The organism is Nocardia sp. NPDC005746 (genome assembly GCF_040630785.1).
Classification (GTDB): Bacteria; Actinomycetota; Actinomycetes; order Mycobacteriales; family Mycobacteriaceae; genus Nocardia.
In genome coordinates this window covers 492,453-504,216 of sequence record NZ_JBEXYE010000002.1, presented here as the reverse complement: position 1 = coordinate 504,216, position 11,764 = coordinate 492,453, and the positions used below count along the sequence as shown (strand labels likewise).

12 protein-coding genes are annotated in these 11,764 nt (G+C 68.8%); 9 read left to right on the top strand and 3 right to left on the bottom strand.

Annotated elements, in window-relative coordinates:
- Positions 1 to 460 precede the first annotated feature (460 nt).
- Together ABZ412_RS06280 and ABZ412_RS06275 are read left to right on the top strand one after the other, a co-directional pair.
- Entirely contained in the window at positions 461 to 1,087 is a 627-nt protein-coding gene (locus ABZ412_RS06280) for a TetR/AcrR family transcriptional regulator (RefSeq protein ID WP_357276977.1), read from the top strand.
- A gap of 7 nt (positions 1,088 to 1,094) precedes the next feature.
- The gene (locus tag ABZ412_RS06275; protein ID WP_357276975.1) at positions 1,095 to 2,249 is read left to right on the top strand and encodes a hemerythrin domain-containing protein; all 1,155 of its coding nucleotides are present in this window, start codon (positions 1,095 to 1,097) and stop codon (positions 2,247 to 2,249) included.
- A 33-nt stretch (positions 2,250 to 2,282) separates the two neighbouring features.
- Here the strand turns inward: ABZ412_RS06275 and ABZ412_RS06270 are convergent, their stop codons facing one another.
- Positions 2,283 to 2,609: a helix-turn-helix domain-containing protein gene (locus ABZ412_RS06270; RefSeq protein ID WP_357276973.1), complete on the bottom strand. Its 327-nt coding sequence runs from the start codon at positions 2,607 to 2,609 to the stop codon at positions 2,283 to 2,285.
- A gap of 110 nt (positions 2,610 to 2,719) precedes the next feature.
- Here ABZ412_RS06270 and ABZ412_RS06265 point away from each other — a divergent pair, with 110 nt between their 5' ends.
- Both ABZ412_RS06265 and ABZ412_RS06260 read left to right on the top strand, forming a co-directional pair.
- Positions 2,720 to 3,589 (top strand): alpha/beta fold hydrolase, encoded by an 870-nt coding sequence (locus ABZ412_RS06265; RefSeq protein ID WP_357276971.1) that lies wholly within the window; start codon positions 2,720 to 2,722, stop codon positions 3,587 to 3,589.
- 19 nt (positions 3,590 to 3,608) lie between these two features.
- Positions 3,609 to 4,613, top strand: a complete 1,005-nt coding sequence (locus tag ABZ412_RS06260) for a YncE family protein (RefSeq protein ID WP_357276969.1) — start codon at positions 3,609 to 3,611, stop codon at positions 4,611 to 4,613.
- On the opposite strand, the gene mqo is transcribed toward ABZ412_RS06260, so the two are convergent.
- Positions 4,550 to 6,022 (bottom strand): malate dehydrogenase (quinone), encoded by a 1,473-nt coding sequence (mqo, locus tag ABZ412_RS06255; RefSeq protein ID WP_357276967.1) that lies wholly within the window; start codon positions 6,020 to 6,022, stop codon positions 4,550 to 4,552. The two genes, ABZ412_RS06260 and mqo, sit on opposite strands and share 64 nt — an antisense overlap.
- 93 nt (positions 6,023 to 6,115) lie before the next feature.
- On the opposite strand from mqo, the gene ABZ412_RS06250 reads away from it, so the two are divergent.
- Positions 6,116 to 7,051, top strand: coding sequence for a LysR family transcriptional regulator (locus tag ABZ412_RS06250; protein WP_357276965.1), 936 nt, complete (start codon positions 6,116 to 6,118; stop codon positions 7,049 to 7,051).
- Here ABZ412_RS06250 and ABZ412_RS06245 read toward each other — a convergent pair.
- A complete protein-coding gene (locus ABZ412_RS06245) occupies positions 7,032 to 7,496 on the bottom strand; it encodes an NUDIX hydrolase (RefSeq protein ID WP_357276963.1) in 465 nt (154 codons plus the stop codon). The two genes, ABZ412_RS06250 and ABZ412_RS06245, sit on opposite strands and share 20 nt — an antisense overlap.
- 220 nt (positions 7,497 to 7,716) lie before the next feature.
- Between ABZ412_RS06245 and ABZ412_RS06240 the strand changes: the two genes are divergently transcribed.
- The 4 genes from ABZ412_RS06240 (at position 7,717) to ABZ412_RS06225 (ending at position 11,737) form a co-directional block, all read left to right on the top strand.
- Complete coding sequence (locus tag ABZ412_RS06240; protein WP_357276961.1) at positions 7,717 to 8,388, top strand: NAD(P)H-binding protein; 672 nt, start codon at positions 7,717 to 7,719, stop codon at positions 8,386 to 8,388.
- Between the two features lie 116 nt (positions 8,389 to 8,504).
- A complete protein-coding gene (locus ABZ412_RS06235) occupies positions 8,505 to 9,716 on the top strand; it encodes a MoxR family ATPase (RefSeq protein WP_357082395.1) in 1,212 nt (403 codons plus the stop codon).
- Positions 9,717 to 9,746: 30 nt separating this feature from the next.
- A complete protein-coding gene (locus ABZ412_RS06230; RefSeq protein ID WP_357277158.1) occupies positions 9,747 to 10,715 on the top strand; it encodes a DUF58 domain-containing protein in 969 nt (322 codons plus the stop codon).
- Positions 10,712 to 11,737, top strand: a complete 1,026-nt coding sequence (locus tag ABZ412_RS06225; protein WP_357276959.1) for a VWA domain-containing protein — start codon at positions 10,712 to 10,714, stop codon at positions 11,735 to 11,737. Before ABZ412_RS06230 ends, ABZ412_RS06225 begins: the two co-directional genes overlap by 4 nt.
- Positions 11,738 to 11,764 lie beyond the last annotated feature (27 nt).

Here is an 11,764-nt window from a genome sequence, read left to right as displayed (position 1 = left end):
GATCCCCGGCCTTCGTTCGCTACATCGCATCCACCCCGACCCCCGAATCACCCTCCAACCTCCTGGAAAACCGTCCAGTATGCCTTCGATCGCCGTGTCGACTGAGACCATGTCGAACGTCCCTAACTTGAAAAGCGACTGTCCATGACGATTCTGCGCCCCGCCGCCGCAACCAGTCGGTTTATTGATCAAAATGTTGGAAAAGGTTGTGCCTCACAGCGCGAGATCCGCATGGGTGAACGTTGATTTATGGGGTTTGACCTGCGATATTAACGCAGTTTCATCGTGAAAATTACAGTGGTGTGAGCCGAGATCAGATCGAAAGCTGGCCTCTCGCAAGCCCTCGAACCCTCAACGAGAGAGTCGCTGGCGAATATGGCGCAACCTGTCAATCGAGGCCTCCGCGGTAAATCGCTGGAACAGTCTTGTGTTGAATACGTGGTCGTTCCATACTTTTTCTGTGCCACCCGCCAAGCCCCGTCGCTACGAGTCGCCGCTCCGTCAGGAGACGGCGGCGCGGACCCGCCGGCGGGTCGTCGAGGTCGCCACGCGGCTGTTCGTCGAGCGGGGCTGGGAGGGCGCCTCCATGCGCGATGTCGCCCGCGAAGCGGGATGCTCCGTGGAGACCGTGTACGCGAGCGTCGGGAACAAGACCGCCCTGCTGAAGACCGTCCTCGACATCGCGGTGGTCGGCGACGCCGCGCAGATCGCGCTCGACGATCGCCCGTGGTTCGGCGTGGGAGAAGGTCCCCTCGCGGCCCGGGTCGCCGCGCTGGCGGAGGTCAGCGCCGGGATCTACCGGCGCACCGCCGAACTGCGCCGGGTCCTCGACAGCGCGGCTCAGGGCAACGCCGATCTCGCCGAGCTGGACGCCGGAAGCCGTGCACAGGAACGCATCTCGCGCACCGCGCTGGTGTCCGCGGCGGCCGGACGGCCGTTGACCGAGCTGGAAGCCGATGCGGTCCAGTCGGTGTTCAGCAATGAGATCTACCGGCTCCTCACCACGGTCAGCGGGTGGAGTCATGCGCAGTATCAACAGTGGGCGGCCGGCGCGATCGTGCGGCTGCTCGACCTTCACGAGGAGTAGCAATGCCATGACCGCCGACACCGGCCTGGCCGGACCCGCGGATACCCGAGTCATGCGAATCGTTCATTCGGCCCTGCGGCGCGACTTCGAACGCGCCCGCCGCGCGCTCACCGAATGGCCCTATCCCTTCGACGAACAACGCCGGGCGCTGGCCGGCCATCTGCTCTGGATGATGGACTTCCTGCACCATCATCACGAATCCGAGGACGAGCACCTGTATCCGCTGGTCCGCGCGCGCAATTCGAGCGCGTGGACCCTGCTCGACACCATGAACGCCGATCATCGGAGCATCGCGCCCGCCATGGACGACCTCGGCGCCGCCGCCCGGACCTACCGTGACTCGGCCGAGCATCGCCCGGACGTGGTCGACGCTCTCGATGGGCTGACCGGCGTCCTGCTTCCGCATCTCGCGCGCGAGGAGGCGGAGATGATGCCGATCGTCTCGCAGACCCTCACCGACGCCGAGTGGCGGCACTGGGATCTCGAATACAACGTGAAACCGTTGGGGCCCATCGATTTATCGGATCAGGGCCTGTTCATCCTCGACGGCCTGCAAGGCCGGGATCGGACCGCCATCACCGAACTGGTCCCGGCGGTGCCGCGCTGGATCATTCTCCACCTGATGATCCACCGGTACCGGCACGGCGCGTTCCAGCGGTGGCGCACCAGCGAGTTCAGTTCCTTGAAGACCACACTCGTCGGCCGTCAGGAATTCGCGACTTCCGCGTCACCGCAACAGATCTGGGAGATTCTCGCCGACGTCACCCGCGTCGGCGAGTGGAGTCACGAGTGCCGTTCCGCGCGCTGGCTCGACGGCGCGGCCGCGGCGGCCCCGGGCGCCCGATTCGTCGGGAACAGCCGATCCGGTGTCATGCGCTGGAGCCGCGCCTGCACCATCACCGTGCTCGACGCCCCGCGCGAACTGGGCTGGGTCACCCACGGCGGCGTCTGCGGTGACAACACCGAATGGCGCTACACCCTCGAACCTTCCGAGGGCGGCACGCGCATCGTGCAGACCTACCGGGTGCTGTCCATGCCGATGTGGTTCGACCGCATCGTGTGGGTCGCGACCCCGGCCCATCATGACCGCCGGTCGGCGCTGCAGTCCGATCTGGCCAGATTGGCCGGGATCGCCGAACGCTCGGGCCCTCGGGAGGGGTGAGGGCCGGAGTCGTGTGGTCCGCCGACCGTTCGGTCACGGGTGGTCGGCGGCCCAGGCGCAGATGGCGGCGAGCGGGGTCTGCAGCGACTTGCCGAGTTCGGTGAGGGAGTACTCGATGTGCTGCGGGGCGGTCTCCTTGAAGACGTGGCGTTCGACGAGCCCGTCGGATTCCATGCCGCGCAAGGTTTCGGTGAGCACCTTCTGGGTGATGCCGGGCAGGCGGCGGCGCAGCGCGGCCGGGCGTTGGGCGCCGTCGAGCAACGCGTAGATCAGCAGGATGCGCCATTTGGCGGCCAGGCGTTCGAGGGCCTGGCGGGTGGTGCAGGATTCCTCGAGTACGTCGGGGATCACCAGGTCCATCGCGCCTCCGTTCGGAAGGGCACTTCGAAGTGCCTTCTATCGGTGGCGGGGGTCCGCGCCTACCGTCTTGTTTCACCGTAATGCGACGACTTCGAGGACGAGAGCACCAGATGACTGTCAGCACAGTTCCGTTCACTTTCACCCGTGCCGGAGACCGACTGGTCGGCACGCTGTATGTGCCGGAGGGCGAGCCCACCGGCGTGGTGGTCACGACCGGCCCGCTGACCTCCGTCAAGGAGCAGGCGGCGGGCGTCTACGCCGAAGCGTTGGCGCGCCGCGGGTTCGCCGCCCTGGCCTTCGATCACCGGACCTTCGGCGAGAGCGCCGGGGAGGCGCGGCAATTGGAGGACCCGCTGGGCAAGGCCGCCGACATCAGCGCCGCCGTCTCGGCGCTGGAAGCGGACGAGCGTTTCACCGGCAAGACCGTTGTCGCGCTGGGCGTCTGCGCCGGTGGCGGCTACATGGCCCGCGCGGTCGCCGACGACCCGCGCTTGCGGGCGTTCGCCGGTGTCGCGGGCGTGTATGCCGACGCGGCCGCCAACCCGGCCGATCCGGCGGTGGTCGAGCGCGGCCGCCTGGCTCGGGAGCGTCGTCTCGCCACCGGCGAGATCGAGTCCATCCCGGCGGTGGCCGCCGACAACGGCGACGTGGCCATGCCCCTGACCGAGGCGTTCGAGTACTACGGCACCCCGCGCGGCGTGGTCCCCAACTACACGAACGGTTTCGCAGTCGAATCCTTCGAGCACACCGCGGGTTTCGACGCCCAGGAGGCGGCGGCCCGGCTGTCGGTGCCGTTCCTGCTGGTGCACTCGGAGAACGCCCTGGTCCCGCCGTGGGCGCACAAGTTCTACGCTGGGGTGGCATCCCCGAAATCGGAGCTGTGGCTGGACTCGGTCGGCCAGATCGACTTCTACGACGATCCCCGGCTGATCGAGCCCGCCGCCGACGCGGCCGCCGACCTGTTCCGCGGCGTCTGCTGACCCGCGTGAGGTGAGCCGGATGTGGCCGAGACGGACCGGATGGGCGCTGACCGCGATCGCACTGGTCGCGGGCTGCTCATCCGGCCCGGCCACCACCGGCGGCCCGCTGCCGCTGCGGAAGGTCGCCCAGGTGGCCCTGCCGGGCGGCTCCGCCCGATTCGATTACGCGACCTTGGATTCCGGTCGTGGACTGCTGTTCCTGGCACACATGGGAGCCGGTGAGATCGTCGAGGTCGACGTCCGCGCGCACCGCGTGGTGCGCACGATCGCCGATACTCCGGATGTCCACGGTGTGCTGGTCGTTCCGGAGAAACACCGGGTGTACGCGACCGTGACCGGGCGTGATCAGCTCGTCGCCCTGGACGAGGACAGCGGGTCGGTGCTGTTCACCGCGCCGACCGGCACGTATCCGGACGGGTTGGCCTACGATCCGGTGCGCGACGCGGTCTGGACCACCAATGAGCGCGCGGGCAGCGAGTCGGTCGTCGACGCCGACACCGGAAATGGCCGCGGCACGGTCACTCTGGGCGGCGAGGTCGGCAATGTCGTCTACGACCCGGGACCTGACCGCATGATCGTGGCGGTGCAGGGCCGAGGCGATCTGGCGGTCATCGACCCCGGCGCGCTGTCGGTCATCGACCGGATTCCGACGCCCGGCTGCTCGGGACCGCACGGTCAGGCGCTGGACGCGGCCCGGCAGCGGATGTACGTCGGCTGCGAGGACAATGCCGCGCTGGCCACGGTCGATCTGGCGAAACACGCTGTCACCGACCGGAACAGCGTCGGCCGGACCCCCGACGTACTCGCCTACGATCCCGGCGCGCAGCGCATCTACGTGGCCGCCGAGAGCGGCTGGGTGAGCGCGTTCGACACCCGCACCGGGCACCCGGCGCCCATGGGAGCCGAGCACCTGGCCGACGGCGCGCACGTCGTCGTGGTCGATCCGGCCGATCATCACGTCTATTTCCCGGTCCCCGCCGCGGCGTCGGGGCCCGTGCTGTGGGAGTTCGAGCCCTCGGCGTAGCCCGGCACCAGCTGCCGCAGACCCGCCTCCCAGCCCGAACGCTGCTGCGGGAAGCACCGTTCCAGGAGTTCGATCATGATCGCGGGCGCGGTCGACGCGCCGGGGGACGCGCCCAGCAAGCCCGCGATCGTGCCGTCGGCGCCGGTGACCAGTTCGGTGCCCATGGTCAGCACACCCACCCGGTCGAGGTCGGGCTTCACCAGTTGCGCGCGCTGTCCGGCCTGGACGAGATACCAGTCGGCCGGATCGGCCTCCGGGTAGAAGCGCTGCAGCTGAGCGAACTTGCGCCGCCGGGTCGCGAGCAACTCGCCGATCAGATAGCGGACCAGCGGCAGATTCTGCAGTCCCGCCGCCACCAGCACCACGATGTTCGTCAGCCGCAGCGTGGCGAACAGGTCGATCAGCCTGCCGTGCCTGAGCAGCCGCGTACTGAACGTCGCGTACGGGCCGAACAGTAGCGAGGACTCGCCTCCGACGTTCCGCTTGTCCAAGTGCGGCACCGACATCGGGGGAGCGCCCAGCAGCGCCTGGCTGTAGACCTTCGCCTCGTGCCGGGCCACGACCTCGGGGTTGTCGGTCCGCAGGAACTGTGCGCCGACCGGAAAGACGCCGTAGCCGCGCACCTCGGGGATGCGGGCCCGCTGGAGCAGCTTCAGCGCGTAGCCGCCCGCTCCCACGAACACGAAACGGGCACGGACGGTGAAGCGCCGCTTACCGTTCCGATCCCGACCCGTCACCGTCCAGATCCCGTCAGCGTCGCGCCGCAGCCCCTTCACCTCGTGACCGGTGCGCACCCGCGCGCCCGCGTCGGTCATGGCCCGCACGAGCGACCCGGTCAGCGCTCCGAAATCGACGTCGGTGCCCGCCTCGAACCGGGTGGCGGCCACCGGTTGCCCCGGTTTCCGGCCCGCCATGAGCAGGGGAGCCCAGTTCGCGATGACGGCGGGATCCTCGCTGTACTCCATGGCCGCGAACGCGGGCAGCGCACGCAGGGTCTCGAATCGCCGGCGCAGGTAGTCGACATCCCGCTCGCCGAACACCACATCCATATGCGGTGTCGCTGTGACGAATCCGGTGTCGGCCAGCGCGCCCCGCTCGGCCAGTCCTGCCCAGAACTGCCGCGACAGTGCGAACATCGACGCGATCTCGGCCGCCTTGCCCGCATCGCCCGGATCGGGCATGTAGTTGAGTTCGCACAGGCCCGAGTGCCCGGTGCCCGCGTTGTTCCACGGATCCGAGCTCTCGGCCGCGACCCGGTCGAGCCGCTCCAGCAAGGCCATCGACCAATCCGGTTGCAGCGCCGCGATCATCGCGCCGAGGGTGGCCGACATGATGCCGCCGCCGATCAGTACGACGTCGAGAATCTCTGTGTCCGTCGGGGTTTCGGTGGGTGTGGCGTGATCGTCCATCTGCGTGACCTCTTGATCGGCGGGTACTCCGTCATCGTCACGCCGTGCACATCCATCCGTCCAATGTTCATTCCACGAGGTTATGATCCGAATATGGATGAATTGCCGACGTCCCAGGTGGAGGCCCTGATCCCATTGCTCGCGGCGTTCGATGCGGCCGCGGGGGAGGGGCACGTCACCCGGGCGGCGCAGCGGCTGGGCGTGCCGCAGTCGTCGGTGAGCCGCCGATTGAAGGCGGTCGAGCAGGCGGTCGGCGTGAAACTCTTCCAACCGGTCGGTCGCCGTATCGCCCTCACCGCCGCCGGCCAGGAACTCCACGAACGCACCCGCGGCCTGGTTCAGGCCCTCACCGATGCCGTCGACGTGGTCCGCAGCGACGCCGACCCCGACAGCGGCCTGGTCCGCTTCGGTTTCCCGTTCACCCTCGGCCCGGTCAGCATCCCGTCACTCCTGGCCGACTTCCACGCGGGCGCACCCCGTATCCGTCTGCACCTCGTGCAGGCTCACGGCAGCGCCCTGACCGACATGGTCCGCGACGGCCGCCTGGATCTGGCCGTCACCATCCCGGCCCCCGACGACCTGCCCGCGATCATCCTGGGCCACCAGCGCCTGCATCTGTACGTAGCCGACGCCCACCCGCTGGCAACCCGCGCCGAGGTCGAGCTCGCCGAACTGGCCGACGAGCCGTTCATCGCGAACCCGCCGACCTACCACCTGCGTCGCCTGGTCGACTCCTGGTGCGCCCAGGCCGGATTCACCCCGCGTGTCGGCTTCGAGATCACCGAGTTCGAGACTCTGCGCGCCTTGGTCGCCCAGAATCTCGGCATCGCGGTGTTGCCCGCCCCGGAGGTCGCCCACCCGGGCCTGTCACGCGTGAGCCTGGCCGGTGCGCGGGACCGCAGCATCGGCCTGGTCTCGGGCAGCCACCGCCCGACTCCCGCGGTGGCACGCCTGCGTGATCATGTTGCCGCGCAGGCCCTGTCCTATCTCGGGCGCGGCGCGGACCCGGCTACTCCTGGTAGGTCGTGAGGATGCGCCGGATCGACGAGGTGACCGGCAGGTCCCCGGTCAGCGGCACCCACCGGTATTCGGCGTAGTTGGTCACCCGCACCGGTCCGGCGCTGGCCACCACCGCGGCGAAATGCTCCCGGCGCACCGGTTTCCCGGCGCTGGACAGGTAGTCGAAGCTGCCGAGGTGGCGCACGATATCCGTGACCGCCAGACCGGTCTCCTCGCGCACGGCCCGTACCACAGCGCTGGCCAGCGACTCGCCCGGGCGCACCACGGTGCCCGGTAGGTGCAGCGGACTGCGCCCTTCGACGTGCTCCTCGTGCTCGAGCATCAGTACCGAGTCGTTGTGCTCGACGACCACCCCCACCCGTAGCGCGACTCCCTCCGCGGCGGCCCGCTCCCGCAGTTCCTGCAACACTGTTTCGCCGATGGACTGCCCGGGCGAAACTTCGAAATCCCACACTGCACACCACATCCCGTATCACCGGACACCGTCGACCGATACGGATAACGCTACCGGCGGAGAAACGGTCGGCGGCAGAGACATTCGCAAGAATAGGCGCACTTCCGTCCCAGCGATCCAGGGTCCGGAAACTTTCTCGACACCGGCCGGAAATGCCTGCGTGCCATCACCGCGGCGGGGGTGGGAAGCTGGACCGGTACCGCCTACGAGAGGAGTCATCGTGAAGGTGTTCCAGATCGGCGCGGCCGGCGGTATCGGCCGCCGCCTGGCGACCCTGCTCACCGCTCGCGGTGACGAGGTCACCGGCATGCACCGCGGCCCCGCGCAGGCCGAGATCATCGCCGCGACCGGCGCGACCCCGCTGCACGGCGACCTGATCGCCGATTCGGTCGACGAGCTGGCCGCCAAGTTCCACGGCCACGACGCCATCGTCTTCTCCGCGGGCGCACACGGCACCGGCGTGGACCAGACCAGCCTCATCGACGGCCGCGGCCTGGAGAAGGCCGCCGACGCCGCCCGCTTCGCCGGAGTGGCCCGCTTCATCCTGGTCTCGGTATTTCCCGACGCGGGCCGCGACCACGAGACCAGCCCCGGTTTCGAGCACTACATGCGGGTGAAGAAGACCGCCGACGCCTATCTGGTCGGCACCGATCTGGACTGGCTGATCGTCCGCCCCGGCACGCTGCGCGACGAGCCCGGAACCGGCCTGGTCGCAGCCGGACTCGCGATCGAATACGGCGATGTGCGCCGCGACGACGTGGCCGCCTTCATCGACGTGGCCCTGCACCGCCCGGCGCTGAACCGGGTGATCCTGGAACTGACGGCCGGTCACACGGCGGTCGCCGAGGCCGTGGAGCTGGTGCTGGAGCGCTCGACCACGGCCAGGAAATAGCCGAATCCCGGATTTCGCGGCCGAAATTCGCGCCCCGATCGCGGGCGGGTGCGGCAATCGCGCGAGATACCTGGAATAGTTGGGGCGGAACGCACAGGACCAAGGCGAAAGCGGGGATGTTGGTGACTTCGACTGACGGTGTGAGCGGGGTAAGCACGGTGAAGGACGCACCTTCGGCTCCGAGCACCCTCGAGCGCGATGTCCAGACCCTGGAAAAGGCGATCTACGAAGTCAAACGTGTGATCGTCGGTCAGGATCGGCTGGTCGAGCGGCTGTTGGTCGGTGTTCTCGCCAAGGGGCACGTGCTGCTCGAAGGTGTGCCGGGTATCGCCAAGACCCTGGCCGTGGAGACCTTCGCGACCGTGGTGGGCGGCAGCTTCTCGCGCGTGCAGTTCACCCCGGACCTGGTGCCCACCGACCTCGTCGGTACCCGCATCTACCGGCAGGGCCGCGAGGAGTTCGACACCGAGCTGGGCCCGGTGGTCGCCAACTTCGTGCTCGCCGACGAGATCAACCGCGCGCCCGCCAAGGTGCAGTCCGCGCTGCTCGAGGTGATGGCCGAGCGGCACGTGTCCATCGGCGGCAAGACCTACCCGATGCCGAATCCGTTCCTGGTCATGGCGACTCAGAACCCGATCGAGTCCGAGGGCGTGTACCCGCTGCCCGAGGCGCAGCGCGACCGCTTCCTGTTCAAGGTCGTCGTCGACTACCCCTCGGTCGAGGAGGAGCGCGAGATCATCTACCGGATGGGTGTCACCCCGCCGGAGCCCAAGCGGGTCCTCGACCCGGCCGAGCTGGTGCGGCTGCAGAACGTCGCCGCCAACACCTTCGTGCACCACGCCTTGGTCGACTATGTCGTCCGGGTGATCGCCGCGACCCGCAAGCCCGCCGACTTCGGTATGCAGGATGTCGCCGGCTGGATCTCCTACGGCGCGTCCCCGCGAGCCTCGCTGGGCATCATCGCCGCCGCCCGCGCGGTGGCCCTGATCCGCGGCCGCGACTACGTGGTGCCGCAGGACGTGGTCGAGGTGATTCCGGACGTGCTGCGTCACCGCCTGGTGCTGTCCTACGACGCGCTGGCCGACGAGGTCAGCCCGGACGACGTGATCAAGCGCGTGCTGCAGACCGTCGGCCTGCCGCAGGTCGCCGCCCAGGCCAACGCCCCGGCCGGCGCGCCCGCCCCGATGCCCGCCGCCGTGCCGCAGCCCGGCATTCCGCAGCAGCCGGGTGTGCCCGCGCAGGGCATTCCGCAGCCGCCGCAGCAGGGCATCCCGCAGCCTCCGAACGGTCAGATGCCCGGCGTCCCCGGTCAGCCGCAGCCGAAGTAGGTGGCCACGGAATCGACTGCGCCCGTGACGATCTCAACTCCCAGCGACTCCCCGCACGCCCCGCCCTCGTTCCGGCAGGGTCAGCTCACCGACCCGCGGTTGTCGGCGGCGCTGCGGACGCTCGAACTCACCGTGCGCCGGCGCCTCGACGGCGTCCTGCACGGTGACCACCTGGGCCTGATCCCGGGTCCCGGCTCCGAGCCCGGCGATGCCCGCATGTATCAGCCGGGCGACGATGTGCGGCAGATGGATTGGTCGGTCACCGCCCGCACCACCCACCCGCACGTGCGGCAGATGATCGCTGACCGTGAGCTGGAGACCTGGCTGGTGGTCGACCTGTCGGCCAGCCTCGATTTCGGTACCGCGCTGTGCGAGAAGCGGGATCTGGTGGTCGCCGCGGCGGCCGCGGTCACGCATCTGACCAGCGGCGGTGGCAACCGGATCGGTGCGGTGGTGACCAATGGCAATGAGCTGATCCGCATTCCGGCCCGCAGTGGCCGGGTGCACGAGCAGTCGTTGCTGCGCAAGATCGCAACCACCCCGCACGCCCCGGACGGTGTCCGCGGTGACCTGCGCGACGCGATCGAGGCGCTGCGCAGACCGCAGCGCAAACGCGGTCTGGCCGTGGTCATTTCCGACTTCCTGGGCGATATCGACTGGCAGCGGTCGCTGCGCGCCATCTCCGGCCGCCACGACCTGCTCGGTGTCGAGGTGCTGGACCCGCGCGATCTGGAGCTTCCGGATCTGGGCGATGTGGTCCTGCACGACCCGGAGACCGGACGGACCCGGGAATTCAGTGTGACCCCCACGCTCCGCGCCGATTTCGCGCGCGCCGCGCAAGGCCATCGGGATCAGGTCGAGCAGGCGTTGCGCAGTTGTGGTGCGCCGGTGATGACCCTGCGCACCGACGGCGACTGGATCGCGGACGTGGTTCGATTCGTGTCCACCCGGCGCCACACCTTTGGCGCCCCGAACGCCGGACGGGTGCCGCGCCAGTGACTATCGGCGAGCTGACCTTCAGCCTTTCGCATTTCGCCTACCAGTATTGGCTGGCCTTCCTGGCCGTGATCGCGCTGGCGGCGCTGATCTACATCCTGATGCAGCAGCGGCGTCGCAAACAGATGCTGCGCTTCTCCAATATGGAGATGCTGGAGAAGGTGGCGCCCCGCCAGCCCAAGCCGTGGCGGCACATTCCCGTCGCGGTGACCCTGGTCGGCCTCATGTTCCTCACCTTCGCCGCGGCCGGTCCGACCGCGGCGAAGAAGGTGCCCCGCAACCGCGCCACGGTGATCCTGGTGATCGACGTGTCGCTGTCGATGGAGGCCACCGACGTGCCGCCCAGCCGGATCCAGGTGGCCAAGAAGGCCGCCAAGGAATTCGCGGACAATCTGACCCCGGGCATCAACCTGGGTCTGGTCACCTTCGCGGGTACCGCGTCGGTGCAGGTGTCGCCGACCACGAATCGGGAGGCGGTCAAGGCCGCCATCGACACCATGAAGCTGGCCGAGCGCACCGCGACCGGTGAGGGCATCCTGACCGCGTTGCAGTCCATCGACACTCTGGCCTCGGTGCTGCCGGGTGCGGAGAAGCCGCCGCCGGCCCAGGTGGTGCTCATGTCCGACGGTAAGCAGACCGTCCCGGACGACAAGGATGTCGAGAATCCCCGCCACGGCTTCACCGCCGCGCGTCTGGCGAAGGAGAAAGGCATTCCGGTGTCGACGATTTCGTTCGGCACCACGTGGGGCACCGTGGAGATCCCCGACCAGGACGGCAAGGGCTCCCAGCGGGTCCGTGTCCCGGTGGACGACGATTCGCTGCGCGAGATCGCGAAACTGTCCGGCGGCGAGTTCTTCACCGCCTCCACGCTGGAAGAACTCAAGAACGTCTACGCGCACTTGGAAGAGCAGATCGGCTTCGAGACGACCGTCGCCGACGCCAGCCGCCCGTGGTTGCTGCTGGGTTTGGTGGTGACTGCCGCCGGGTTGGTGGCCGCGTTGCTCTATCGTCAGCGTCTGCCGTAAATCGGTACCGCGCGCCGAGTCCCGAAC